The organism is Aeromonas sp. 600282 (assembly GCF_049175755.1).
In the GTDB taxonomy this organism is placed as follows: Bacteria; Pseudomonadota; Gammaproteobacteria; order Enterobacterales; family Aeromonadaceae; genus Aeromonas; species Aeromonas veronii_A.
Genome location: NZ_JAAKVR010000001.1, coordinates 408,437 through 432,643, shown reverse-complemented (window position 1 = coordinate 432,643; position 24,207 = coordinate 408,437). Strand labels below are relative to the sequence as shown.

General features: G+C 58.6%; 23 protein-coding genes. 16 read left to right on the top strand and 7 right to left on the bottom strand.

The window, feature by feature from the left end; genetic code table 11:
* Positions 1-97 precede the first annotated feature (97 nt).
* The 3 genes from gcvT to gcvP all read left to right on the top strand — a co-directional run bounded on the left by gcvT (position 98) and on the right by gcvP (position 4,844).
* Positions 98-1,195, top strand: a complete 1,098-nt coding sequence (gene gcvT / locus G5137_RS01835) for a glycine cleavage system aminomethyltransferase GcvT (RefSeq protein ID WP_005352980.1) — start codon at positions 98-100, stop codon at positions 1,193-1,195.
* Positions 1,196-1,279: 84 nt separating this feature from the next.
* Positions 1,280-1,669 carry a glycine cleavage system protein GcvH gene (gene gcvH / locus G5137_RS01830; RefSeq protein WP_005333898.1) on the top strand — a complete coding sequence of 130 codons (390 nt, stop codon included), beginning with the start codon at positions 1,280-1,282 and terminating at the stop codon, positions 1,667-1,669.
* A gap of 298 nt (positions 1,670-1,967) precedes the next feature.
* Positions 1,968-4,844: an aminomethyl-transferring glycine dehydrogenase gene (gene gcvP, locus G5137_RS01825; protein WP_421254828.1), complete on the top strand. Its 2,877-nt coding sequence runs from the start codon at positions 1,968-1,970 to the stop codon at positions 4,842-4,844.
* Positions 4,845-4,935: 91 nt separating this feature from the next.
* On the opposite strand, the gene G5137_RS01820 is transcribed toward gcvP, so the two are convergent.
* Complete coding sequence (locus tag G5137_RS01820) at positions 4,936-6,489, bottom strand: methyl-accepting chemotaxis protein (protein ID WP_421204715.1); 1,554 nt, start codon at positions 6,487-6,489, stop codon at positions 4,936-4,938.
* Positions 6,490-6,693: 204 nt separating this feature from the next.
* Between G5137_RS01820 and G5137_RS01815 the strand changes: the two genes are divergently transcribed.
* Complete coding sequence (locus G5137_RS01815) at positions 6,694-6,936, top strand: hypothetical protein (RefSeq protein WP_421254827.1); 243 nt, start codon at positions 6,694-6,696, stop codon at positions 6,934-6,936.
* A gap of 291 nt (positions 6,937-7,227) precedes the next feature.
* A complete protein-coding gene (locus tag G5137_RS01810; protein ID WP_421204716.1) occupies positions 7,228-7,419 on the top strand; it encodes a hypothetical protein in 192 nt (63 codons plus the stop codon).
* Positions 7,420-7,517: 98 nt separating this feature from the next.
* On the opposite strand, the gene G5137_RS01805 is transcribed toward G5137_RS01810, so the two are convergent.
* Positions 7,518-8,588, bottom strand: coding sequence for a permease (locus tag G5137_RS01805; protein ID WP_323905664.1), 1,071 nt, complete (start codon positions 8,586-8,588; stop codon positions 7,518-7,520).
* Between the two features lie 106 nt (positions 8,589-8,694).
* Here G5137_RS01805 and G5137_RS01800 point away from each other — a divergent pair, with 106 nt between their 5' ends.
* Positions 8,695-9,021: an ArsR/SmtB family transcription factor gene (locus tag G5137_RS01800; RefSeq protein WP_128815807.1), complete on the top strand. Its 327-nt coding sequence runs from the start codon at positions 8,695-8,697 to the stop codon at positions 9,019-9,021.
* A gap of 101 nt (positions 9,022-9,122) precedes the next feature.
* Here G5137_RS01800 and G5137_RS01795 read toward each other — a convergent pair whose 3' ends face one another.
* On the bottom strand, positions 9,123-10,505 hold the full coding sequence (locus G5137_RS01795) for an amino acid permease (protein ID WP_005352966.1): 1,383 nt from the start codon (positions 10,503-10,505) through the stop codon (positions 9,123-9,125).
* A gap of 410 nt (positions 10,506-10,915) precedes the next feature.
* On the opposite strand from G5137_RS01795, the gene G5137_RS01790 reads away from it, so the two are divergent.
* Positions 10,916-11,212 (top strand): hypothetical protein, encoded by a 297-nt coding sequence (locus G5137_RS01790; RefSeq protein ID WP_421254826.1) that lies wholly within the window; start codon positions 10,916-10,918, stop codon positions 11,210-11,212.
* A 239-nt stretch (positions 11,213-11,451) separates the two neighbouring features.
* Here G5137_RS01790 and ppsR read toward each other — a convergent pair whose 3' ends face one another.
* Positions 11,452-12,264 carry a posphoenolpyruvate synthetase regulatory kinase/phosphorylase PpsR gene (gene ppsR / locus G5137_RS01785; RefSeq protein WP_005333888.1) on the bottom strand — a complete coding sequence of 271 codons (813 nt, stop codon included), beginning with the start codon at positions 12,262-12,264 and terminating at the stop codon, positions 11,452-11,454.
* A 347-nt stretch (positions 12,265-12,611) separates the two neighbouring features.
* On the opposite strand from ppsR, the gene ppsA reads away from it, so the two are divergent.
* The gene (gene ppsA / locus G5137_RS01780; RefSeq protein WP_421254825.1) at positions 12,612-14,984 is read left to right on the top strand and encodes a phosphoenolpyruvate synthase; all 2,373 of its coding nucleotides are present in this window, start codon (positions 12,612-12,614) and stop codon (positions 14,982-14,984) included.
* An 81-nt stretch (positions 14,985-15,065) separates the two neighbouring features.
* On the opposite strand, the gene G5137_RS01775 is transcribed toward ppsA, so the two are convergent.
* Together G5137_RS01775 and ubiU are read right to left on the bottom strand one after the other, a co-directional pair.
* Entirely contained in the window at positions 15,066-15,938 is an 873-nt protein-coding gene (locus G5137_RS01775) for a U32 family peptidase (protein ID WP_421254824.1), read from the bottom strand.
* A gap of 11 nt (positions 15,939-15,949) precedes the next feature.
* A complete protein-coding gene (ubiU, locus tag G5137_RS01770) occupies positions 15,950-16,945 on the bottom strand; it encodes a ubiquinone anaerobic biosynthesis protein UbiU (protein ID WP_421254823.1) in 996 nt (331 codons plus the stop codon).
* Between the two features lie 189 nt (positions 16,946-17,134).
* On the opposite strand from ubiU, the gene ubiT reads away from it, so the two are divergent.
* Positions 17,135-17,668 (top strand): ubiquinone anaerobic biosynthesis accessory factor UbiT, encoded by a 534-nt coding sequence (gene ubiT, locus G5137_RS01765; RefSeq protein WP_101530750.1) that lies wholly within the window; start codon positions 17,135-17,137, stop codon positions 17,666-17,668.
* Here the strand turns inward: ubiT and G5137_RS01760 are convergent.
* A complete protein-coding gene (locus G5137_RS01760) occupies positions 17,621-18,037 on the bottom strand; it encodes a hypothetical protein (protein ID WP_139474391.1) in 417 nt (138 codons plus the stop codon). The two genes, ubiT and G5137_RS01760, sit on opposite strands and share 48 nt — an antisense overlap.
* 187 nt (positions 18,038-18,224) lie before the next feature.
* Here G5137_RS01760 and trmJ point away from each other — a divergent pair, with 187 nt between their 5' ends.
* The 7 genes from trmJ (at position 18,225) to hscA (ending at position 24,206) form a co-directional block, all read left to right on the top strand.
* Positions 18,225-18,947 carry a tRNA (cytosine(32)/uridine(32)-2'-O)-methyltransferase TrmJ gene (gene trmJ, locus G5137_RS01755; protein WP_100645606.1) on the top strand — a complete coding sequence of 241 codons (723 nt, stop codon included), beginning with the start codon at positions 18,225-18,227 and terminating at the stop codon, positions 18,945-18,947.
* A gap of 92 nt (positions 18,948-19,039) precedes the next feature.
* On the top strand, positions 19,040-19,543 hold the full coding sequence (iscR, locus tag G5137_RS01750) for a Fe-S cluster assembly transcriptional regulator IscR (protein WP_026035025.1): 504 nt from the start codon (positions 19,040-19,042) through the stop codon (positions 19,541-19,543).
* Between the two features lie 53 nt (positions 19,544-19,596).
* Complete coding sequence (locus G5137_RS01745; RefSeq protein ID WP_013723838.1) at positions 19,597-20,811, top strand: IscS subfamily cysteine desulfurase; 1,215 nt, start codon at positions 19,597-19,599, stop codon at positions 20,809-20,811.
* Between the two features lie 41 nt (positions 20,812-20,852).
* A complete protein-coding gene (gene iscU, locus G5137_RS01740) occupies positions 20,853-21,236 on the top strand; it encodes a Fe-S cluster assembly scaffold IscU (protein WP_005333813.1) in 384 nt (127 codons plus the stop codon).
* A gap of 15 nt (positions 21,237-21,251) precedes the next feature.
* The gene (gene iscA, locus G5137_RS01735; RefSeq protein ID WP_005333812.1) at positions 21,252-21,575 is read left to right on the top strand and encodes an iron-sulfur cluster assembly protein IscA; all 324 of its coding nucleotides are present in this window, start codon (positions 21,252-21,254) and stop codon (positions 21,573-21,575) included.
* Positions 21,576-21,811: 236 nt separating this feature from the next.
* A complete protein-coding gene (gene hscB / locus G5137_RS01730) occupies positions 21,812-22,330 on the top strand; it encodes a co-chaperone HscB (RefSeq protein WP_421254822.1) in 519 nt (172 codons plus the stop codon).
* A gap of 28 nt (positions 22,331-22,358) precedes the next feature.
* Positions 22,359-24,206 carry a Fe-S protein assembly chaperone HscA gene (gene hscA, locus G5137_RS01725; protein WP_005351033.1) on the top strand — a complete coding sequence of 616 codons (1,848 nt, stop codon included), beginning with the start codon at positions 22,359-22,361 and terminating at the stop codon, positions 24,204-24,206.
* Position 24,207 lies beyond the last annotated feature (1 nt).

Sequence of the window (24,207 nt, the reverse complement as noted above, 5' to 3'; positions counted from 1 at the left end):
GGTCGCTTTTTGTTGCACGCAATGCAGTCAGAGCGGTGGCGCGGGTCGCAAGAGTGGTCGCCAAAGCGAAAAGGCTTTTTGCTAAGGAAAGAATGCGATGATCCAGACTACTGTACTGCATCCCAAACACTTGGAAGCCGGCGCCAAGATGGTGGACTTCCACGGTTGGGAAATGCCCATCAACTACGGCTCCCAGCTGGAAGAGCACCACGCGGTGCGCAGCGATGCCGGTATGTTCGATGTTTCCCACATGACCATCGTCGATTTGACCGGCGAACGGGTCAAAGCCTTTCTGCAACACCTGCTGGCCAACGACGTGGCCAAACTCACTGCCCCCGGCAAGGCCCTCTACAGCGGCATGCTCAATCCGGAAGGCGGGGTTATCGATGACCTCATCACCTATTATCTTGGCGATACGTTTTACCGGCTGGTGGTCAACTCCGCTACCCGCGAGAAGGATCTGGCCTGGATCCGCCATCACGCCATCGATTTCGATATCACAGTAACCGAGCGTCCTGAGCTGGCGATGATTGCGGTGCAGGGCCCCAACGCCAAGGTCAAGGCTGCTGCTGTGCTGAGCGCCGCTCAGCGTACCGCCGTGGTGGGGATGAAACCCTTCTTCGGCGTGCAGGCTGGCGATCTCTTTATCGCCACTACCGGCTACACCGGCGAAGATGGTTATGAAATCGTGGTGCCGCAAGAGAAAGCCTGCGAGCTGTGGCAAGCGCTGCTGGATAACGGCGTGGCCCCCTGCGGCCTCGGTGCCCGCGATACCCTGCGCCTCGAAGCGGGGATGAACCTCTATGGTCAGGATATGGACGAGTCAATCTCTCCACTCGCCGCCAACATGGCCTGGACCATCGCCTGGGAGCCGAGCGATCGCAATTTCATCGGCCGTGACGTGCTGGAAGCGCAGAAAGCGGCGGGCAACCAGCCCAAGCTGGTGGGTCTGGTGATGGAGGAGAAAGGGGTGCTGCGTGCCGGTATGCCCGTTACCTTCACTGCGGCAAACGGTGAGAAGCGGGAAGGTGTGATCACCTCCGGCTCTTTCTCCCCCACCCTGGGCTACAGTATTGCCCTGGCACGGGTGCCCCGCGATATCGGTGAATTGGCCGAGGTGGAGATCCGCAAAAAGCTGGTCACCGTGAAGGTCACCAAGCCCGCTTTCGTCCGTAACGGCCAGAAGCTGGTTTAATACCGTTTTGGGGGAGGGCAGTGCCTCCCCCATCCCTTTTCATATTCGTTTTTAAACGCGACTCAAAGATCAAAGGAAGCACAAATGAGCCATATCCCGAGCGAACTGAAATATGCCACTTCCCACGAGTGGATCCGTGTTGAAGCCAACGGCGAGGCCGTGGTCGGTATCACCGAGCACGCCCAGGAGCTGCTGGGTGACATGGTGTTTGTCGAGCTGCCGGAAGTGGGCAAGCAGGTCAGTGCCGGTGACGACTGCGCCGTGGCCGAGTCGGTCAAGGCGGCCTCCGATATCTACAGCCCGGTGAGCGGCGAGATCATCGCCGTCAACGAAGAGCTGGAAGGGAGCCCCGAGCTGGTCAACTCCGACCCCTACAGCGCTGGCTGGCTGTTCCGCATCAAGCTCGATGACGAGAGCGAGCTGGCCAACCTGCTGGATGCCGAAGGCTACCAGAACGTGGTGGACGAAGAGTAATGCCCCCGGGCCCTGCCAACACAGCAGGGCCCCTTTGTATGACCGCCAGCCGGGCAAGCACCGGCCGGTGGAAGGGTGAAGTCGCCCGCGTCTGTCGTTTACCAGCCTGCTCTTGCCAGGGTAAACGGGCCGGTCCGCAACAAGGCGATCCCCTCTTGATGCTGCCGCAGCATCCGGTGCCGCACCTTGTCTGCGGGACCCAGAACATGAGTGGAGTCGGTATCAGCCGACGATCAGGAACATCAGGTCTTGGTTATCAGGATGTCATGCCAGGACTTATTTATCAGGAAATAGGGAAATGACCCAGTCACTGTTTGAACTCGAGCAAAAAACCGATTTTGTCCGCCGCCATATCGGCCCGGGCGAGGAAGAGCTGCGCCAGCTGTTGGCGACCGTCGGGGCCGAAAGCCTGGACGATTTGATTGAACAGACCGTGCCTGCCGCCATTCGCCTGCCGGGCCCGCTCGGCATCGGTGCCGGCATGACCGAGGTGGAGGCGCTGGCCAAGCTCAAGGGCTATGCCGCTCAGAACAAGATTGCCAAGAGCTATATCGGCATGGGTTATCACGATACCCATGTGCCCCACGTCATTTTGCGCAATGTGCTGGAAAATCCGGGTTGGTATACCGCCTACACCCCCTATCAGCCCGAGCTGGCACAGGGCCGTCTCGAAGCCCTGCTCAACTTCCAGCAGCTGACGCTGGATCTCACCGGCATGGATCTGGCCAGTGCCTCCCTGCTGGATGAAGCGACCGCCGCCGCCGAGGCGATGGCGCTGGCCAAGCGGATGGCCAAGTCCAAATCCAACCTCTTCTTCGTGGCCGATGACGTGCATCCGCAGGTGATCGACGTGGTCAAGGAGCGTGCGGTTCACTTCGGTTTCGACGTGGCGGTTGGCGCCGCCAGCGATGCAGTGAGCGAAGAGGTGTTCGGTGCCCTGTTCCAGTACCCCACCACCACAGGTGAGGTGAAAGATCTGCGCGCCCTGATTGCCGCGGTACAGGCCCAGAAAGGGCTGGCCTGCGTCAGCGCCGACCTGCTCTCCCTGCTGCTGCTCAAATCCCCGGGCGAGCTGGGCGCCGATGTGGTGTTGGGCTCCGCCCAGCGCTTTGGTGTGCCCATGGGTTACGGTGGCCCACATGCCGCCTTCTTCGCCACCCGTGATGCCTACAAGCGCTCCATGCCGGGCCGCATCATTGGTGTCTCCAAGGATGCCCGTGGCAAGGCCGCGCTGCGCATGGCGATGCAGACCCGCGAGCAGCATATCCGCCGCGAGAAGGCCAACTCCAACATCTGTACTGCTCAGGTGCTGCTGGCCAACATGGCAAGCTTCTACGCCGTCTATCACGGCCCGGTGGGGCTGAAAACCATCGCCTCCCGTGTGCACCGTCTCACCACCATTCTGGCGCTCGGCCTCAAGGCCAAGGGCGTGGCCCTCAAGCATGCCAGCTGGTTCGATACCCTGACCGTGCTGACGGCAGATAAAGAAGCACTCATTGCCAAGGCCGAGGGGCTCGGCATCAACCTGCGCGCCGATCTCGACGGTGCGGTAGGGGTGTCCCTCTCTGAAACCACCACCCGCGGCGATGTGGCCGAGCTGTTCGATCTCTTCCTCGGTCAAGGTCACGGACTGGAGCTCGAGGCTCTCGACAAGGCGGCGCAGGCCCATCACGCCATCCCGCAGGATCTGCTGCGCACCGACGCCGTGCTGACCCACGAGGTGTTCAACAAGTACCACTCCGAAACCGAGATGTTGCGTTATATCCACCGTCTCGAAGCCAAGGATCTGGCGCTCAACTACGCCATGATCTCCTTGGGCTCCTGCACCATGAAGCTCAACGCCACCGCCGAGATGATCCCGGTGACCTGGCCCGAGTTCGGCAAGTTGCACCCGTTCGCCCCGCTGGCACAGGCCAAGGGCTACCAACTGCTGCTGGCCGACCTCGAAAACTGGCTGGTGAAGGTGACCGGTTACGATGCGGTCTGCATGCAGCCCAACTCAGGTGCCCAGGGCGAGTACGCGGGTCTGCTCGCCATCAAGAAGTACCACGAGTCCCGTGGCGAGGGGCATCGCGACATCTGCCTGATCCCAGCTTCTGCCCACGGTACCAACCCCGCCTCTGCCCAGATGGCGGGGCTCAAGGTGATCGTCACCGCCTGTGACAAGTCCGGCAACGTGGATCTCGACGACCTGCGCGCCAAGGCGGCCGAGGCGGGGGATCAGCTCTCCTGTCTGATGGTGACCTATCCCTCCACCCACGGGGTGTACGAGGAGACCATCAAGGAGGTGTGCGACATCGTTCACCAGCACGGTGGTCAGGTCTATCTGGACGGCGCCAACATGAATGCGCAAGTCGGGCTGACGGCGCCGGGCTTTATCGGGGCGGATGTGTCGCACCTCAACCTGCACAAGACCTTCGCCATTCCTCACGGCGGTGGCGGCCCGGGCATGGGCCCCATCGGCGTGAAGAAACACCTGGCACCGTTCGTAGCCGGTCACGCCGTGGTCAAGACCGACAAGGAGAGCCGCAACAACGGCGCCGTGTCGGCGGCACCGTTTGGCTCGGCCAGCATCCTGCCCATCAGCTGGATGTATATCGCCATGCTGGGCGACGAGGGGCTGAAGAAATCCACCCAGGTGGCCATCCTCAACGCCAACTACCTGGCCAAGAAGCTGGGTGAATCCTTCCCCGTGCTCTACTCCGGGCGCAACGGTCGGGTGGCCCACGAGTGCATCCTGGATATCCGCCCGCTCAAAGAAGCTTCCGGCATCAGCGAGATGGACGTAGCCAAGCGGCTGATGGACTACGGCTTCCACGCGCCGACCATGAGCTTCCCGGTAGCGGGTACCCTGATGGTCGAGCCGACCGAATCGGAATCCAAGCGCGAGCTGGACCGCTTCGTGGAGGCGATGACCGCCATCCGTGCCGAGATCGCCAAGGTGCAGGACGGCCACTGGAGCCTCACCGACAACCCGCTGGTCCATGCGCCGCACACTCAGGACGACGTGATGGATGCAGAGTGGTCCCGTGGCTACAGCCGCGCCGAGGCGGTCTTCCCGTCCGACGCCGTGCGCGCCAGCAAGCTGTGGCCCTCTGTGAACCGCATCGACGATGTCTACGGGGATCGCAACCTGTTCTGCTCCTGTATCCCGACTGAGGATTACGCCAAGTAAGTGGCGTCCAGGAGCAACAGTTAAGCCGTATAAACAACAGGGCCACCCAGACGGGTGGCCCTTCGTTTACATGGACTTTATCTGCATGCTGCTATCCGAATGTCCGGCTTAGGTCCTTGAGCTGGCTCGCTTTGCTCTGCAAGTTGGCACTGGTTTTACTGACCTGATCGATTTTGAGGCTGTTATCGTGAGAAAGTGAGGATATCTGATTGATATTACGACAGATCTCCTCGATCACCGCTTGCTGCTGGGTCGCTGCAGCGGAAACTTGATTGGAAAAATCAGAGACCTTGTCTATTTCGATCACGACCTGATTCAGGTTGCCGGTGCTTGCCCGAGTGGTTGCGAGGCAATCATTGGTTCTGGTCACATTGAGATGCATCATCTCTTTCCATCCCCCGAGGGTTTGCTGGATATGACCAATGCTGCTCTGGATCTGCTCTGTTGCTCTATGGGTTCTGGTCGACAGGCTGCGTACCTCGTCAGCCACCACTGCAAAGCCGCGTCCCTGATCGCCCGCCCGCGCTGCTTCAATGGAGGCATTGAGTGCCAGCAGGTTGGTTTGATCCGCAATCCCGCGAATTTCACTCATGATGCTGCCGATCCGTTCGGACTCGCTTGCCAGCTCGACGGCTGACTGGAAGGCCTGCTCTGCCTGGGTAGCCAGTGCCGACATCTCTTCTCCCGCATCGGAAAGCTGATTGCTGGTGGTGATGCAATGGTTGCGCGCCTCTTCGATCTGCTGGTTGCTGTCCTGAATATTGCGGCTGATCTCTTCGGCAGCTGATGCCATCTGGGTAACTGCGGTGGCGACTTGCTGAATTTGCATATCCTGTGAGGAGATATCCCTGCTGGCCAGTGCGGCCGAACCACTCAAATTGTTGGCCATGGCATTGAGCGAGAGTGTGGTGTCATCGACTCTTCCCAGCACGGTACGGATTCTGGCTTGCCAGAGCTTGATATGGAAATCGGCAATGCTGTGGGGGGCATCCCCCGAGAAGATCAGGCGGCTGATGCTGTCGTAGTCCTGCTCAAGCTGTTGCAAGAATCGCGGTGTGAGGAAGAGCGCATTACGGTTGAACCAGAGGGTGGCCAATAGGGGAATGATGATCCAGAGCGCCTGCAGTGGTGTGAGCAGCCAGAGCGCGCTGATCACGCTGAGCAGCAGCAGGGGTATGGTCATGATGGCCGGAGTGAGCAGGCGCTGCCCCATGTGAATGGCGGAGCCGGTTTCGCGTGCCTTAAGGGTTTTGTACATCTTGTTGGCACGCGCTTTGTGCTCTGCGGAGGGTCGGCAACGAACGGATTGGTAACCCACCATCTTGCCATCTTCATAGATCGGGGTGACATAGGCATCAACCCAGTAATAGCTACCATCCTTGCAGCGGTTTTTGACTATGCCCCGCCACGGCTTGCCCGCTTTTAGATGGGCCCAGAGATCGGCGAATGCCGCCTTGGGCATGTCTGGGTGGCGTACCAGGTTGTGATGTTGTCCCAGCATCTCTTCCAGGCGATAGCCTGCCACCTGACAAAACGCCGGATTGGCGTAGGTGATGTCCCCTTTGAGATCGGTGGTCGATACCAACTGGACGTTGTCGGTAAATTCAACTTCGGTATCTGTAGTGTGAGGTGTGTTGGTTACCATGATCAGGCTCCGGTTTTACCATAACGGAATGCATCGTCTGAGTATGGCAGAGGCTGCTCATTTTATTGTGTTGTTGCTCATTAACTGTTCTGCGCCTAGCAGGGGCATCTACACATCTTCCATCGCAACGGTTTGGCGGGGGACGCAAGCCAAGTAACATCGCATGACTTATAGCCACGCAGCGATACAGGTAAGGCAATTAAGTTGGGGGCGATTTTATGGAATTATGACAGCACCCTGGTCAATTCGGTGCCGCAGAATATCGATATCGCCAAGCAGATCCTGGCTGATGTCGCCCCCCATCTGACCGGCGATCAGTTACCTCGTTATCTGCGCAGCGAAGCGGAGTATCACCATGCCAATCACGCCGCCAAGAACTGGCAGGATCTCTATAGGGATTACTACGGTTTGTCGCGGGACGAGATGGTGCAGGCTGGCAGTCTGTGAGCCAAACATCAGGAGAGACAGGGACTTAGGTGCATTTTTTAGGAGCTGGAGGTGGTGATTGACCATTTCTCTGCCATTTCCCATGGCATTTGTTCGAAAAACGCCTAAAAACCCTTCTCCGTGTGCTTGAACTGCATGGTGTGAAAAGCCAGTTCAAGGCCGTGGCTGGCTACGATGACGTGCCCGCACAGTAGCAAAAAACACCCTTTCGGCGGCCTCAAATGTCTGGAGTCTATCTTCGGCCCAGCCAGGTGTCCGTCGCTCATCTATATCGGTGATCATGAAGCGGATGTGCAGTTTGCTCGTCATTTGCAAGGGGCGCTTGGCGAGCAGAGCCGTGTGATCTCGGTGGCTGTCGCCTATAGCCGCGCGACCCCGGAGCGCTGGGAACACCAACCCGACCATATCGCCCGTGACGTCGAGGATCTGCTCCATCGTCGGGCAATATCTGTAACGCCGGTTGCAGATTGCCGTACGGAATAGACAAAACGCCGATCAGTTGATCGGCGTTTTGTCTATGGGAAGCCTGATGGTTTCACACTCAGCTGGCTTAACACCCTGTCTGTTTAATGATGGGCGACTTAAAACAGCAGTTGCGTCAGGTAGCCCATCAGGATCGCCATGCCGAGGATCACGGTAAGGAAGGCCGCAATCATCGGGGTTTTGAACATCGATTTGAGCAGGATCACCTCGGTCAGGCTGGCACCGGCACTGCCGATGATCAGCGCCATGACGGCGCCCATTCCCATCCCTTTGCCCAGCAGTACCGATGCCAGCGGGATCACGGCCTCGGCACGGATGTAGAGCGGGATCCCGACGATGGCGCTGAAGGGGATGGCCAGCGGGTTGTCGGCGCCAGCATGGGCGGCGATCCACTCGGCCGGAATAAAACCGTAAATAAACGAGCCGATGAGCACCCCCAGCAGCAGGAAGGGCAATACCGCTTTGAACTGCTGCCAGGCATCAATGCGAGCTTTGCCCCAGGCGGTGGGGAGCTGTGGTGCTCTGGTCAGGACTGCCGTGCCATCGCCGCAGCAGGAGAGGGTGGCCTGTTCTGCCATCTCTGGTTGAGGTGCCGGGCAGCACGCTGCCCCGTTGAGGGGTTTGATTGCGCGAATGACGCCGCGTTGGTTGTCACTGCAATGTGCTTGAGTGGTGGTGCGGGTCGCCGGGCCACAGCCGCTACCGCAAGAGGGGGTGGCCTCTTTGGGGTCGATGACATGGCGCTCGAACCCCAATCTGTCGAGCAGCATGCTCGCCATGACGGAGACGCTGGCGGCGATCACGGCGTAGAGCAGGGTCACTTTCCAGCCGAAGGTGGCCCACATCAAGCCGACGATGATGGGGTTCAGCAGGGGCGAAATAAACAGGAAGGTGAGGGTGGGGCCAAAGCCAGCCTTGGCCGAGAGTAGTCCTCTCAGCATCGGGATGGTGGAGCAGCTGCAAAAGGGGGTGACGGCGCCGAGCAGGGCTGAGAGTAGATAGCCCTTGCCATGTCTCGCCCCCAGCATCCGCTGGATCTTCTCGTCGGGGATCTTCTGACGGATCAGGCTGACCCCGGCGCTAATGACCAGAAACAGCACCGACAGCTCGACAGCCAGAAACAGGAACATCTGGGCTGCATCGGTCAGCATGGTTAACCACTCATTCATTGTCGTATCCTCACTTGGTTTCTATATTTCCAAAATAATCGAAATGAATGGTCGGTCAAGATATTTCTGGTATTATCGAAATATCAAATTCGTGGAGGGCGCAGAGATGCAACTAGAAGAGGTCGCCAAGGCATTGAAAGAGCTGGGTCATCCGACCCGGCTGTTTATCTTCAAGCATCTGGTCAAGGCGGGAGAGCAGGGGCTGCCGGTGGGGGAGCTGCAAAAGCAGCTGGTGATCCCCGCTTCCACCCTCAGCCACCATATCGCGGCGCTGGTCTCGGTGGGGCTGGTGAAGCAAAACCGGGAGAGTCGCACCCTGCTTTGCGTCTCTCAATACGCGGTGTTGGAGGAGATCATCGCCTTTTTCCGCGATGAGTGTTGCGTCAACAGCCCGGAGCATCGGCAAGATCAAAGGCAAGAGCTGCCTTCCTGAGGGCTATGGCTGCTAGTAGTGCGGTCAGTTGCGCTGCGCGCAATAAAAAAAACGCCGATCATCCGATCGGCGTTTTGCATTGTTTTTCTCAGCTACGGGCATTAACCCAGATTGGCTGCGACCTTGCTTTGAGCTTGTCCTTTGCGCTTGATGACAAAGCCAATGCCCAGTACCACCAGCCAGGCGGGGATCAGCTCGACCGAGATGCGGAAATCGGGGGTCATATACATGATCACCAGAATACCGGCCATGAACGCGAGGCAGAGGTAGTTGCCGAAGGGATACCAGAACGCCTTGAACTTGGGCTGGACGCCTTCCGCGACCTTGGCCTTGCGGAACTTGAGGTGCGCGAGGCTGATCATCGCCCAGTTGATCACCAGTGCGGAGACCACCAGCGCCATCAGCAGGCCGAACGCCTTGCCCGGCATCAGGTAGTTGATCAGCACGCAGAGCAGGGTGGCGATGGCCGAGACCGAGAGGGCAACCAGCGGTACGCCGCTCTTGTTGGTCTTGAGCAGGGCTTTCGGGCCGTTGCCCTGTTTGGCCAGACCGAACAGCATCCGGCTGTTGCAGTAGACGCAGCTGTTGTAGACCGACAGTGCTGCCGTCAGTACAACGATGTTGAGCACGGTCGCGACCAGATTGCTGTCCAGTGCGTGGAAAATCATCACAAACGGGCTGCCGCCTTCCACCACTTTACCCCAGGGGTAGAGGGACATCAGGATAGCCAGAGCACCGATGTAGAAGATGAGGATGCGGTAGATCACCTGATTGGTGGCCTTGGGAATGCTCTTCTCGGGATTGTCCGCTTCGGCGGCGGTAATACCGACCAGCTCCAGACCGCCAAAGGAGAACATGATCACCGCCATCGCCATCACCAGACCGCTGATGCCGTTGGGGAAGAAACCGCCCTGAGCCCACAGGTTGGTGACGCTCGCCTCGGGGCCGCCGGCACCGGAGAGGAGCAGATAGCCGCCAAAGCCAATCATGCCGATGATGGCGACCACCTTGATGATGGCGAACCAGAACTCCATTTCGCCAAACGCTTTGACGTTGGAGAGGTTGATGGCGTTGATCAGCACGAAGAAGAAGGCTGCCGACATCCAGGTCGGGATCTCGGGCCACCAGTACTGGACATAGATGCCCACCGCGGTCAGCTCGGCCATGCTCACCAGCACGTAGAGCACCCAGTAGTTCCAGCCGGACGCAAAACCGGCAAACTCACCCCAGTATTTGTAGGCAAAGTGGCTGAAGGAGCCGGCTACCGGCTCTTCCACCACCATTTCACCGAGCTGGCGCATGATCAGGAAGGCGATAAAGCCGCCGATGGCATACCCCAGCAGGACTGAGGGGCCTGCCATCTTGATGGTTTGGGCAATGCCCAGAAAGAGGCCGGTGCCGATGGCGCCGCCCAAAGCAATCAACTGAATGTGGCGGTTTTTAAGGCCGCGCTTCAGCTCCTCACCGTCTTGTTTCAAATCCATGGGTCTGTCCTTACGTCTCTGTTGTCTCTGGTCGGTGTTGGGCTCATCCTGAGCAGGCCGCAGTGCGTAGCCAAAACCTGACGAAAGCTGTATTTATTTCGTTACGCCATGCCATTTTCAATTTTTAGTGTTGGCTGGCAACCGAAGCAGAATAGTGATAATCCGCCATGAATGCACCTGTTTTCCATCTCTAATGGCCGTGTTTTGTACCAAATGCAGCTTTTTCATGATCTGAAGTGGCTTCTTGGTAGTTTTTGGTTGATGTTTGTTCAATCGAGTTCTGTTTTATTGACATTTTGTCTTGTTGGTGTGCTTTTGTGGTGCCAAGCCACAAATGGATGCAAATGATGCCAAACAAGCGAGAGTGCAGGGAAAAATGCAAGGAAGAATGCAAGGAAGAGTGCAGGGAGTTGGATCACAGGGAACGCGAAAGCGTGCTGCAACAAGGGGTTGCCCGGAGTGTGCTGGTGGCGATCTGGTTAGGGATTGCCGCCAGTCCGCTGTTGTTGCTGGTGGCCGCGATTATGTTGCTGGGTTGGCTGTTACTCGGTGATCAGGAGTTGCTGCACTACTGGCAGTCGCTGTTGCTGGTGGGTGGGGTAACGGGGGCGCTCGTTGGCGGCTGGCTGGCGGAGCGGGTTCGCCTGCGCCACGGTTTGCTGGCCTTCTATGCCCGGTTGATGAACAACCCTGAGCTCAATCGTTAGTTAACGCTGGCTGTTTGCCGAGCGCAGCAGAACGGAATCGAATAGCGGCTAACTGGCAGCAGGTGACAAGGGCACAACGCCAAGGTCGACAAGAAGAGGGATAAGCATTTGTGGTGCTTATCCCTTTTTTATCCACGCTTTTCACTGTCATCTATGTGAATTGCAGTTCGCCACAGCTGACTTTCGCCGCGACACTGTAATTTTTATCTTTTGTTGATGCCGATAGCTGTCAAGCTGGCTTAACAGAGCTGGCGGCGCAGACCGGTTGCCTCGAGGACCTTGGCGCTGATCTCCTCCACCGAGTGGGAGCTGGTATCGAGGAAGCGGATCGCCTCCTGGCGAAACAGTCGCTCCACGCAGGCCAGCTCCTGCTCGCACTGTTCGATGGAGGAGTAGCGGCTGTTGGCACGGCGCTGGTTACGGATCTCGTGCAGCCGCTGCGGCGCTATAGTGAGGCCAAACAGCTTGTGACGGTTGGCCTTGAGGGGGGCGGGCAGCTCCAGCATGCCCATGTCCTGCTCGATAAAGGGGTAGTTGGCGGCACGAATGCCGAACTGCAGCGCCAGATAGAGGCTGGTGGGGGTCTTGCCGCAGCGGGAGACCCCGATCAGGATGATGTCCGCCTCATCGTACTCCCTGGTGGTGATGCCATCGTCGTTGGCAAGTGCGAAGTTGACCGCCTCGATGCGATCGTCATAGAGCTTGCGGTTCTCCATGCCGTGGGTGCGGTGGAGGCGGGGCTCGGCTTTGACCCCCAGCTCCTGCTCCAGCGGGCTGACGAAGGTATTGAGAAAGTCGTGGCCGCACGCCTCCGATTTCAGTACCTCTTCCCGTACCAGCGGGTCGACGATGGTGTGAAACAGAATGGGGCGTACCCCGGTCTGGCGAAACTGCTCGTCGATCCGCATCCGTACCTGACGGGCTTTCTCCAGTGTCTCCACAAAGGGGATAGTGATCTGCTCGAAGGCCAGCGGAAACTGGCTCAGTACCGCGTGGCCGAACACTTCGGCGGTGATGGCGGTGCCGTCTGAAACATAAAATACGGTGTGCACGTAGGGCTCCTGTGATACCGCGGGTGGGGTCGCATGGGGTAAGGGGTGAGAAGTATCTCCCGAAACCATACCAGTTTTGTCAACCGGTCTGCTGTGCCCAAGTTGTGAAGTGGCTTGCAAACCTGAATCGTTATCTTTTTGTGTCGCCATTGTAGAATGTTCCGGTCATTCGACCATCCCCAACTCTTGCTCGGGGATTTTTTTGAAAACCAATAGAAAACGTTTTCATGGTCGTTAGCAACAAAAGAAACCGACAATAACGCACCTGACTTACCCATAACCTCATCGATTAAATCGGGCGCACGAGGTGCTATGGCATCGGTGCCCACCAACCTGGAGACATCCAAGTGCAACAGTACGTGCTCTGGTACGAACAACTCGGAATGCAGGACGTAGAACGAGTTGGCGGCAAGAACGCATCCCTTGGCGAGATGATCAGCAACCTCTCTGGCGCCGGCGTATCCGTGCCGGGGGGCTTTGCCACCACCGCCTTTGCGTTTAACGAGTTTCTGGAGTCAAGCGGCCTCAACGGCAAGATCCACCATCTGCTCGACAATCTGGACGTGGACGATATCGCCGCCCTCAACCGGGCCGGTCAGCAGATCCGCGACTGGGTGATCGAAGCCCCGTTCCAGCCCGAACTGGAGCAGGCTATCCGGGTTGCCTATGAAAAGTTGAGTGCCGGTGTCGAGGCCTCGTTTGCGGTGCGCTCCTCCGCCACCGCCGAGGATATGCCAGACGCCTCCTTTGCCGGTCAGCAGGAGACCTTCCTCAACGTACGTGGCATCGATGCCGTCATGACGGCGGTCAAGCATGTGTTTGCTTCCCTGTTCAACGATCGCGCCATCTCCTATCGGGTGCATCAGGGCTACGACCACAAGGGCGTTGCCCTCTCGGCCGGGGTACAGCGGATGGTGCGCTCGGATCTCGCCGCCTCCGGCGTCATGTTTACCCTGGATACCGAGTCCGGTTTCAACGACGTGGTCTTTATCACCGGTGCCCATGGTCTTGGCGAGATGGTGGTGCAGGGCGCGGTCAACCCGGATGAATTCTATGTGCACAAGCCGACCCTCAAGGGGGGCCGCCCGGCGGTGGTGCGCAAGACCCTCGGCTCCAAGCTTATCAAGATGACCTACTCGGACGATGCCGGTCACGGCCGTCAGGTGAAGATTGTCGACACCAATGAGGCCGAGCGTAGCCGCTTCTGCATCAGCGATGAGGAGGTGATGGCGCTGGCGAAACAGGCCCTCATCATTGAGCAGCACTATGGCCGCCCGATGGATATCGAGTGGGCCAAGGATGGTCAGGATGGCCAGCTCTATATCGTGCAGGCCCGCCCGGAAACCGTGCGCAGCCGTCAGGAGGCCAACACCCTCGAGCGTTTTGCCCTCAAGCAAGCGGGCAAGGTGTTGATCGAGGGGCGTGCTATCGGTCACAAGATTGGCGCGGGCCCGGCGCGGGTCATCTCCTCCATCAGCCAGATGGACGAAGTGCAGCCCGGCGATGTGCTGGTCACCGACATGACCGACCCGGACTGGGAGCCCATCATGAAGCGGGCTTCCGCCATCGTCACCAACCGGGGTGGCCGCACCTGTCACGCCGCCATTATCGCCCGCGAGCTGGGCATTCCGGCAGTGGTAGGCTGTGGCAACGCTACCGATCATATTCAGCCGGGCCAGCGGATCACCGTCTCCTGTGCGGAAGGGGATACCGGTTTTATCTATGACGGCGAGCTGGACTTCGACGTGGCGGTGACCGAGGTGGGCAATATGCCGCGCCTGCCCATCAAGATCATGATGAACGTCGGCAACCCGGACCGCGCTTTCGACTTTGCCCAGTTGCCCAATGCCGGGGTAGGGCTGGCGCGCCTTGAATTCATCATCAACCGGATGATCGGCGTGCACCCCAAGGCCTTGCTGGAGTTTGACCTGCAAACCCCAGAGCTGCAGGCCACCATCGGCAAGATGATCGCCGGTTACGACAGCCCGCGGGAGTTCTATGTGGCCAAGCTGACCGAGGGGATCGCCACTCTGGGGGCCGCCTTCTGGCCGGAGCGGGTGATCGTGCGGATGTCGGACTTCAAGTCCAACGAGTACGCCAATCTGGTGGGCGGTCGTGGCTACGAGCCCCACGAGGAGAACCCGATGATCGGTTTTCGTGGCGCATCCCGCTACATCGCCGACAGCTTCCGCCCCTGCTTTGCCCTCGAGTGCGAGGCGATCAAGCGGGTGCGCGATGTGATGGGGTTGACCAACGTCGAGGTGATGATCCCCTTCGTGCGCACCGTGGGCGAGGCGGAGCAGGTGATCGACATCCTGGCCGAGAACGGTCTGCGCCGCGGCGAGCGGGGGCTAAAGGTGATCATGATGTGCGAGATCCCGAGCAATGCCCTCTTGGCAGACAAGTTTTTGGAGCACGTGGACGGCTTCTCCATCGGTTCCAACGACATGACCCAGCTCACTCTTGGGCTGGATCGGGATTCCGGGCTCATCGCCCATCTGTTCGACGAGCGTAACGAGGCGGTCAAGGCTCTGCTGGCGATGGCTATTCAGGCCGCGCGCAAGGCGGGCAAGTACGTGGGGATCTGCGGTCAGGGCCCCTCCGATCATCCGGACTTCGCCGCCTGGCTGGTGGAGCAGGGGATCGACTCGGTGTCGCTCAACCCCGATACAGTTGTCGATACCTGGCTCTATCTGGCGGAGCAGCATGGCGCCAAGTAAGTCACTATGACATGAGTGATTAGAAAGGGGGGCCTAATGGCCCCCTTTTGATCGCTATTATCTTATGTTTTGCCCTTGGGCTTATTCCACCAGGCTCATGCCGGGGATCTGGCGCCAGTAGCCGTTGCAGTCGCTTCCTTGCTGCAAGGAGAGGGGAGCCTGGCCCTGCCGGTTGGCTTTGAAGCGGGCCAGCATCTCCAACGTATTCATCCCTTGCGGCGAAAGCCTGACCACATCTACCAGACCTTCCATACCAGCCAGCTCGTTACCCAGGTTATAGCAGTAACCGGACTGGGTCTGGATCCCGTTGAGATTGAACACCCGCTGCCCCTCGCGGCTGTTGGCCAGTCGTCCGGTGGGGTAGTTGATGCAGGCGAGCTCGCAGTTGTCTTTCGGTTTGTCGAGGGAGCGGGCGGTGAAGCAGCGCGCCGAGTAGGCGAGCGGCAGATGGCCGTAGGCAAACACCTCCACCTCAAATTGGTCGCGCAGGGGGCCCAGATCCTGATTGAGCTGGATCAGCCAGTCACGGGAGAGCTCCACCGGCATGACCCAGCGTTTCATCCCCTGTTTGAGCAGCATGCGCAGCACATCGGCGTTATAGGCGTTGATGGCGGGGCCACAGACGAAGGGGATCCCAGCCTCCCAGGCGAGTTGTACCGTACCGAGATCGTTGGCTTCGACCATAAGATCGCCATTGTCGACCAGCCGCTTCACCTCCTTGAGCTCGGAAGGGGCGGAGATAAGGGCGAGGGTCGAGAGCACCACCTGCTTGCCGGAGCTGGCCACCTGACGGGCCAGCGCAATCCAGTCATCGACTTTGAGTTCGCGCCGCTTGCTGCAAACGGTCTCTCCCAGATAGATGATGTCGGCCTGACTGTTGGCGGCGGCATGGTAAAAGGCTTCGGTATCGGCTTTGGGCCAGTAGAAGAGCAGAGGCCCGAGAGAAAATTGCATGGGTGGACTCCTTATTGCCACTGACGATGGTAGGCGCCGAGGGTAGTCTGGCTACCTTCGGAGACGCGGGCGAGCTGGGCATCCCACTCAGCTTTGACCTGATAGGCCTCGGGATTGGCCTGATAGGCATCGATGGCCGCACGCCAGACCCGGGTCACTTGCTCCACATAAGCTGGGCTGCGTTGGCGTCCTTCAATCTTGACCGACTGGATCCCTGTCTTGAACAGCTCGGGCAGGAGACCCAGGGTATTGAGACTGGTGGGCTCTTCCAGCGCGTGGTAGGTCTGGCCATCCACGTCGAAACGCCCCTTGCACAGGGTCGGGTAACCGGCATTTTCGCCCGGGCCATAGCGGTCGATCAGCACCTCGTTGAGCCGCGACTCGAGGCCGCTCGGGGTTTCTTCCCAATGGACGAACTTGGCCGGTGAGCAGGCGCCGACGGTGTTGGGACTCTCGCCAGTCATGTAGGAGGAGAGATAGCAGCGCCCCTCGGCCATGATGCAGAGGCTGCCAAAAGCGAATACCTCAAGGCCAACATCGGTCTCGCGGGCCAGCTGCTTGACCTGATGCATGGAGAGCACCCGGGGCAGCACTACCCGTGTGACATTGAATTGCTGCTGATAGAAGCGAATGGCGGCGGCATTGGTGGCGCTGGCCTGCACCGAGACATGGAGTTCCATCTCGGGGTAGTGGCGGCTGGCATATTCCAGCACGGCGAGATCGGCGATGATTAACGCATCGGCGCCGAGGGCCACCCCGCGATCAACCGCCTGTTTCCATCGAGTATGGGCCCCGGGATGGGCAAAGGTATTGATGGCAATATGCAGCTTGCGACCATGTTGATGCACATAATCCACCGCCTTCTCCAGTTTGCTGTCGGTAAAGTTGAGACCGGCAAAGTGGCGGGCATTGGTGTCATCCTTGAAACCGATATAAACGGCATCAGCCCCGTTATCCACGGCGGTTTTCAGTGCCGGCAAACTGCCTGCCGGACAGAGTAATTCCATTGGTACGCTCCGAGAGTGCATATGAAGGGCAAACGAGCCCTGATTGTATGCAGCCATGCACTCCCGCTTTTTGACCTGAGGCAGCTTTGTGTGGCTTTACCCTTCTTGAGGTAACCCTGCACAAGTTTGATTTCCAACAGGATCTTGCCACTCTCCCTGTGTTTGAATGCGCAAAAAAGGGAGTCTATCGTGTTTCAACAACTGCAACGCCGCCTGGTCGAACAGGCTCCGCGCTTCTTGCGCCATCCCCTCAAGCTGGTTCCCTTCAATCTGCAAAAGCAGCTAATGGAGAGTTTGCTGGCCCGGGTTTTCAAAGAGGCTATCGAAGATGGCGATTTCGAGTTTCTGGCAGACAAGTGGCTGAAAGTCGAAGTCTCTGATCTGGAGCTGTGCTGGTTTATCAGTGAGCAGAATGGCCAGCTGGTGGTGGCTCGCGAGTGTGACAAGGCCGATGTCTGCTTCAGCGGTACCGCCAACGACCTGATCCTCATCGCTGGTCGCAAAGAGGATCCGGATTCGCTCTTTTTCCAGCGCAAACTGAAGATAGAAGGGGATACCGAACTGGGTCTTGAGGTGAAAAATCTGATGGACAGTCTGGATCTCGATGGCTTGCCAAGCCTGATGAAGTATCCCCTGATGGATCTGGCGACGTTTATCGAACGCGCCCGTACCGCGTCAGCGCAGGCTCCGGTGCAGACGGCGCCGGGCGGGATCCCGTCTTAAGTGGGCAATCACCCCATGGGCATGGCGACGATAATGGTGCCGTGCCCAGAGGCAACGACAGGCCCACAGACAGGGCACCAAGGCGATGAGTGCCGCAGGGGCGGGCAGCTGTGACATGGCCAGCCCCGCAGCCAGCCAGATAAAGGGTTGCGCTTCATACAGCCACTCCGGCTGTAGCCAGCGTTTGCTCGGAAAGATAATCAGATCGGTACGCCGGTAGCTGGAGCGCATCATCCAGGTCACCGCTCCGGCGATAAACAGCAAGGCGCCTGCAAACCAGAGCAGGGGCTGTTCACTCAACGTAATAATGGCAATGGCTGCCAGCAGGTAGAGGCTGGGCAATCTCTCATAGATAAAGGGAGGAAGCATGGCGTGGTGTCTCCTGTGCCGTTTATCGGATATCCATCAAGTTTAGTCCCCCCCTCTCACTTCCCTCATGCTGGTTTGTTATACAAACGGGTAGTTTTGTTCTGAAATGGCTCGGCTTTTACGGTGCCAACATTGTGTTCTCTTATGTTACAATTGCGCGCCATTTTTGACTGAAGATTGACTGGGCATGTTGGATCAGATTCGTATCGTTTTGGTAAACACCTCTCATACCGGCAACATGGGGTCTGCGGCACGTGCCATGAAGACCATGGGTTTGACTCAGCTGGTATTGGTTGATCCGCAAGCCTTGCCGGACGACAATGCCTTCGCTCTGGCGGCTGGTGCCAGCGATGTGCTTGCCAATGCCCGTATCGTCCCGACACTGGACGACGCGATCGCCGATTGTGGTCTGGTGATTGGCACCAGCGCCCGCTCTCGAACCCTGAGCTGGCCCATGCTCGATCCCCGTGAGGCCGGCGAAAAGTCGGTGGTTGAGGGGATGCAGCACCCGGTTGCGTTGGTGTTTGGTCGTGAGCGCACCGGTCTCACCAACGACGAATTGCAAAAGTGCCACTACCACGTGGCCATTCCGGCCAATCCTGATTACAGCTCTCTCAATCTGGCCATGGCGGTGCAGACCCTCTGTTACGAAGTGCGGATGCGCTGGCTGCTGGGGCAGGCCGCCGAGCCTGAAGAGGAGATGGCCTATCCGAGTACCGCCCAGCTGGAAGGGTTTTATCAGCACTTGGAACAAACCCTGATGAAGACCGGTTTTATTGCCGATGACCATCCGGGTCATGTGATGAGCAAGCTGCGTCGCCTGTTCAATCGGGCTCGGCCGGAAGCGGCTGAGCTCAACATTCTGCGCGGTATTCTGACCTCGGTGCAGAAAGCGCGCGTACCGGATTAATCCGACTGATTTACTCAACCATATACTTGACTGATTTGGTCGGGTATGTGACCATGTGCCCCATTAAATTGCTTCGCAAGACGGTAAGGCACATGAGACTGACTTCAAAAGGACGTTACGCTGTAACCGCCATGCTCGACGTGGCGCTGCATGCAGAGCAGGGGCCCGTCCCCCTTGCCGATATTTCCGAGCGCCAGGGCATCTCGTTGTCCTATCTCGAGCAGCTCTTTGCCCGCCTGCGCAAACATGGTCTGGTGAGCAGCGTGCGTGGCCCGGGTGGTGGTTATCGCCTCGGGTTGGCCCCAGGCGAGATTTCGGTTGGTCAGGTGATCACCGCGGTCGATGAGTCGGTCGATGCCACCAAGTGTCTCGGCAAGGGCGGTTGCCACGGCGGTACCCAGTGCCTGACTCACTCCCTGTGGCGTGATTTGAGTGAGCGGATCTCCAGCTTCCTCGGGGATATCACGCTGGCTGAGCTGGTACGCCAGGCCGATGTGCGCCGGATTGCCGGCAAGCAAGATGAACAAATGAAGACCGTGTTGTCCCTGGTTGATCGGGCAGAACACGGCGATGTGAGCTTGAAAGTCCAACTATAAACGTGCTTTCCACAGCGGGACTCTGTATGACCCGGACTGTGACGGAGAAAAACATGAAACTGCCTATTTACCTTGATTATTCGGCAACCTGTCCGGTGGACCCGCGTGTCGCAGAAAAAATGATGCAGTGTCTCACCATGGATGGCCTGTTCGGCAATCCGGCTTCCCGTTCTCACCGCTTTGGCTGGCAAGCTGAAGAGGCGGTGGATCTGGCCCGTAATCAAGTGGCAGATCTGATCGGTGCCGATCCCCGCGAGATCGTCTTCACTTCCGGTGCTACCGAATCCAATAACCTGGCCATCAAGGGTGTTGCCCACTTCTATGCCAGCAAGGGCAAGCACATCATCACCTCCAAGACCGAACACAAGGCGGTGCTCGATACCTGTCGCCAGCTGGAGCGTGAAGGGTTCGAGGTGACCTATCTTGAGCCGATGCCCAACGGCCTGTTCACTATCGAGATGATCGAGAATGCCATGCGTGATGACACCATCCTGGTCAGCATCATGCATGTGAACAACGAAATCGGCGTGGTTCAGAACATTGCCGCCATCGGCGAGTTGTGCCGTTCCCGCAAGATCCTGCTGCACGTGGATGCCGTTCAGAGTGTGGGCAAGATCCCGGTAGATGTGGAAGCACTGAAAGTGGACCTGCTCTCCGTCTCAGCGCACAAGGTGTACGGTCCGAAAGGGATCGGTGCACTGTTTGTTCGCCGCAAACCCCGCGTTCGTCTGGAAGCCCAGATGCACGGTGGCGGCCACGAGCGCGGCATGCGTTCCGGTACTCTGCCGACCCACCAGATCGTCGGGATGGGCGAAGCTTTCCGCATCGCCAAAGAAGAGATGGTGAGTGAAGGCGAGCGTATCTTGGCACTGCGCCAGCGTCTGTGGAATGGCATCAAGGACATTGAAGCCGTCTACATCAATGGCGATCTGGAGCAACGTGTTCCGGGCAACCTCAACGTCAGCTTTGCCTATGTGGAAGGGGAATCCCTCATCATGGCGCTGAAAGATTTGGCAGTCTCTTCCGGTTCGGCCTGTACCTCCGCCAGCCTGGAACCTTCCTATGTGCTGCGCGCACTGGGTCTGAACGACGAGCTGGCACACAGCTCCATCCGTTTCAGCATGGGTCGCTTCACCACCGAGGAAGAGATTGACTACGCGGTCAAGCTTATTCGTGACTCCATCGGTCGTCTGCGTGAGATGTCCCCTCTGTGGGAGATGTACAAAGACGGCGTCGATCTGAACACGGTCGAATGGGCTCATCACTGATCTATTTGGTTAGTGAGCAACAGAATTAGCAGGAGTGAGATATGGCTTACAGTGAAAAAGTAATCGACCACTACGAGAATCCTCGCAACGTCGGTGGTTTCGACAAGAATGATCCCAGCGTTGCAACCGGCATGGTCGGTGCGCCCGCCTGTGGCGACGTGATGAAGCTGCAACTGAAGATCAGCGACGAAGGCATCATCGAAGATGCCAAGTTCAAGACCTACGGCTGCGGTTCCGCCATCGCCTCCAGCTCCCTGGTAACCGAATGGGTCAAGGGCAAGACCCTGGACGAAGCGGCTGGCATCAAGAACACAGATATCGCTGAAGAGTTGGCCCTGCCACCGGTGAAGATCCACTGCTCCATTCTGGCTGAGGACGCCATCAAGGCCGCCATCGCCGATTACAAGCAGAAGAAAGGTCTCTAAGCGCCGGAGAGCAGTATGGCTATTACCATGACAGATGCCGCCGCGGCACGGGTTTCCTCTTTTCTGGCTAACCGGGGCAAGGGCATTGGCCTGCGCCTCGGCGTCAAAACCACAGGCTGCTCCGGTCTTGCCTACGTGCTTGAGTTCGTTGATGAACTGACCGATGAGGATCAGGTGTTCGAGCAGCAGGGCGTCAAGATTATTGTTGATGCCAAGAGCCTGATCCATCTGGATGGCACCGAGCTGGATTTCGTCAAGGAGGGCCTCAACGAGGGCTTCCAGTTCAACAATCCCAATGCCAAAGGCGAGTGTGGTTGTGGCGAAAGCTTCAGTGTCTGAGATGTTTGACGTGAATGATCTTTCGTCTGTTGTTGAACGGGTCAGATATGCGTAGTTCAACAATACCTTCTCATGCGCCAAAGGCGAGTGTGGTTGCGGCGAAAGCTTCAGTGTCTGAGATGTTTGACGTCAATGATCCTTCGTCTGTGGTTGAGCGGGTCGCCCATGACCCGTTCAACCACATCTCATTTGCCAGGGGCGAGTGAGGTTGTGGCGAACGTTTCCAAGAGGTTTGCATGAATCATTTCGAGCTGTTTGGGCTGGTTGAAGGCTTCGAGCTCGATACCCGTCAGTTGGCTGATACCTACCGCCAGCTGCAAACCCAATTCCATCCTGATCGTTTTGCCACCGCCCCCGAACGGGAGCAGCTGGCTGCGGTGCAACGTGCCGCCCAGATCAACGAAGCATTCACCACCCTCAAGGCGCCGCTGCGCCGTGCAGAATATCTGCTCTCCCTGCGTGGCACCGATATCCGTGGTGAACAGCAGACTCTGCAAGATACCGCGTTTCTGATGCAGCAGCTGGAGTGGCGCGAGCGTCTGGCCGATCTGAAAGATGACGCAGACCCTGAGCGCGCCATCAAGGATTTTCGCAGCGAGATCAGGCATGATCACCAGATGTTGATGCAGCAGCTGACCGAGTCTCTTGCCGCCGGCATAGATCTCGTTGCCGCTGATTGCGTTCGCAAACTCAAGTTTGTCGACAAGCTCCTCGAAGAGCTGGAACGATTCGAAGACTCGTTTCTCGAGTCTTGATCCTTTAACGCTGGAAGTTTCATTACCCATGGCATTACTGCAAATCGCCGAACCCGGCCAGAGCGCTGTTCCTCATCAGCACAAACGTGCCGTCGGGATCGATCTCGGCACCACCAACTCTCTCGTCGCTGCGGTTCGCAGTGGTCACGCCGATACCCTTTGCGATGAGCAAGGGCGCGACCTGCTCCCGTCAGTGGTGCACTATCAAAGCGACGCCATTCGAGTCGGGATTGATGCCAAGCGCGAAGCGGCGCTCGATCCTCACAACACCATCGTCTCGGTCAAACGGATGATGGGCAAGGCGCTGGCCGATATCGATACCCGCCAGCAGCCTTACCAGTTTGTTGCCGCCGACAATGGCATGCCGCAACTGCAAACCCGTCAGGGGCTGGTCAATCCGGTGCAGGTCTCGGCCGAAATCCTCAAAAAGCTGGCCGAGCGTGGCGCCCAGACTCTCGGGGGCGATCTCGATGGCGTGGTCATTACCGTGCCCGCCTATTTCGATGATGCCCAGCGTCAGGGGACCAAGGATGCGGCCCGTCTGGCCGGTCTGCACGTACTGCGTCTGCTCAACGAGCCGACCGCGGCCGCGATTGCCTATGGCCTTGACTCCGGTCAGGAAGGGGTGATCGCGGTTTACGATCTGGGGGGCGGCACCTTCGATATCTCCATCCTGCGTCTGCACCGCGGTGTGTTTGAAGTGATGGCGACCGGCGGCGATTCCGCCCTCGGCGGTGATGATTTTGATCACCTGCTGGCGGACTGGATCAAGGAGCAAGCGGGCCTCTCCGGTGAGCTGGATGCCCATCTGCAGCGCGAGCTGCTGGATGTGGCCGCTGCCGTCAAACACGGCCTGACCGATGCCGAGCAGGTGGCGTGCACCTTTGCTGGCTGGCAGGGTTCAGTGAGCCGTAGCCAGTTTGATGAACTCATCACCCCGCTGGTGAAACGGACCTTGCTGGCTTGTCGCCGCGCCCTGCGCGATGCCGGTCTCGAGCAGGTGGAAGTGCTGGAAGTGGTGATGGTCGGTGGCTCCACCCGGGTGCCGCTGGTGCGTGAACTGGTGGGCGAGTTCTTCCAGCGTACGCCGCTGACCAGCATCGATCCGGACAAGGTTGTCGCCATCGGCGCCGCCATCCAGGCCGATATTCTGGTGGGCAACAAGCCCGATGCCGAGATGCTGCTGCTGGACGTTATCCCGCTATCGCTGGGTCTGGAGACCATGGGTGGCCTCGCCGAGAAAGTGATCCCGCGCAACACTACCATTCCGGTTGCCCGCGCCCAAGAGTTCACCACCTTCAAGGATGGTCAGACCGCCATGGCGATACATGTGGTACAGGGCGAGCGCGAGCTGGTGGCCGATTGCCGCTCCCTGGCCCGCTTTACCCTGACCGGTATTCCGCCGATGGCTGCCGGCGCCGCCCATATTCGCGTCACCTTCCAGGTGGATGCGGATGGGCTGCTCTCGGTCAGCGCCATGGAGAAATCCTCCGGCGTGCAGGCCGAGATCCAGGTCAAGCCCTCTTACGGGTTGGCGGAGCAGGATATCCTCAACATGCTGAGTGCCTCCATCGAGAACGCCCAGCAGGATATGGATGCCCGCATGCTGGCCGAGCAGCAGGTTGAAGCCGACCGGGTGGTCGAGAGTCTCAATGCGGCGCTGGCCGCCGATGGCGATGCCCTGCTCAATGCTGCCGAGCGTGCCGAGATTGATGCCGCCATCGCCCATCTGCTGACCATGCGCAACAGCGGTGCAACCCATCAAATCAAAGAAGCCATTGAGGCAGCCGATGCTGTCAGTGGCGAGTTTGCAGCCCGCCGGATGGACGCCTCCATCCGCAAGGTGCTGACCGGACAAAACGTCAACAAGGTGTAAT

What these genes read in the sequence shown, in the direction of transcription:
- gcvT (WP_005352980.1), top strand. Translation starts at nt 98, where the DNA reads ATGATCCAGACTACTGTACTGCATCCCAAACACTTGGAAGCCGGCGCC.
- gcvH (WP_005333898.1), top strand. Translation starts at nt 1,280, where the DNA reads ATGAGCCATATCCCGAGCGAACTGAAATATGCCACTTCCCACGAGTGG.
- gcvP (WP_421254828.1), top strand. Translation starts at nt 1,968, where the DNA reads ATGACCCAGTCACTGTTTGAACTCGAGCAAAAAACCGATTTTGTCCGC.
- G5137_RS01820 (WP_421204715.1), bottom strand. Translation starts at nt 6,489, where the DNA reads ATGGTAACCAACACACCTCACACTACAGATACCGAAGTTGAATTTACC.
- G5137_RS01805 (WP_323905664.1), bottom strand. Translation starts at nt 8,588, where the DNA reads ATGAATGAGTGGTTAACCATGCTGACCGATGCAGCCCAGATGTTCCTG.
- G5137_RS01800 (WP_128815807.1), top strand. Translation starts at nt 8,695, where the DNA reads ATGCAACTAGAAGAGGTCGCCAAGGCATTGAAAGAGCTGGGTCATCCG.
- G5137_RS01795 (WP_005352966.1), bottom strand. Translation starts at nt 10,505, where the DNA reads ATGGATTTGAAACAAGACGGTGAGGAGCTGAAGCGCGGCCTTAAAAAC.
- G5137_RS01775 (WP_421254824.1), bottom strand. Translation starts at nt 15,938, where the DNA reads ATGCAATTTTCTCTCGGGCCTCTGCTCTTCTACTGGCCCAAAGCCGAT.
- ubiU (WP_421254823.1), bottom strand. Translation starts at nt 16,945, where the DNA reads ATGGAATTACTCTGTCCGGCAGGCAGTTTGCCGGCACTGAAAACCGCC.
- G5137_RS01760 (WP_139474391.1), bottom strand. Translation starts at nt 18,037, where the DNA reads ATGCTTCCTCCCTTTATCTATGAGAGATTGCCCAGCCTCTACCTGCTG.
- trmJ (WP_100645606.1), top strand. Translation starts at nt 18,225, where the DNA reads ATGTTGGATCAGATTCGTATCGTTTTGGTAAACACCTCTCATACCGGC.
- iscR (WP_026035025.1), top strand. Translation starts at nt 19,040, where the DNA reads ATGAGACTGACTTCAAAAGGACGTTACGCTGTAACCGCCATGCTCGAC.
- G5137_RS01745 (WP_013723838.1), top strand. Translation starts at nt 19,597, where the DNA reads ATGAAACTGCCTATTTACCTTGATTATTCGGCAACCTGTCCGGTGGAC.
- iscU (WP_005333813.1), top strand. Translation starts at nt 20,853, where the DNA reads ATGGCTTACAGTGAAAAAGTAATCGACCACTACGAGAATCCTCGCAAC.
- iscA (WP_005333812.1), top strand. Translation starts at nt 21,252, where the DNA reads ATGGCTATTACCATGACAGATGCCGCCGCGGCACGGGTTTCCTCTTTT.
- hscB (WP_421254822.1), top strand. Translation starts at nt 21,812, where the DNA reads ATGAATCATTTCGAGCTGTTTGGGCTGGTTGAAGGCTTCGAGCTCGAT.
- hscA (WP_005351033.1), top strand. Translation starts at nt 22,359, where the DNA reads ATGGCATTACTGCAAATCGCCGAACCCGGCCAGAGCGCTGTTCCTCAT.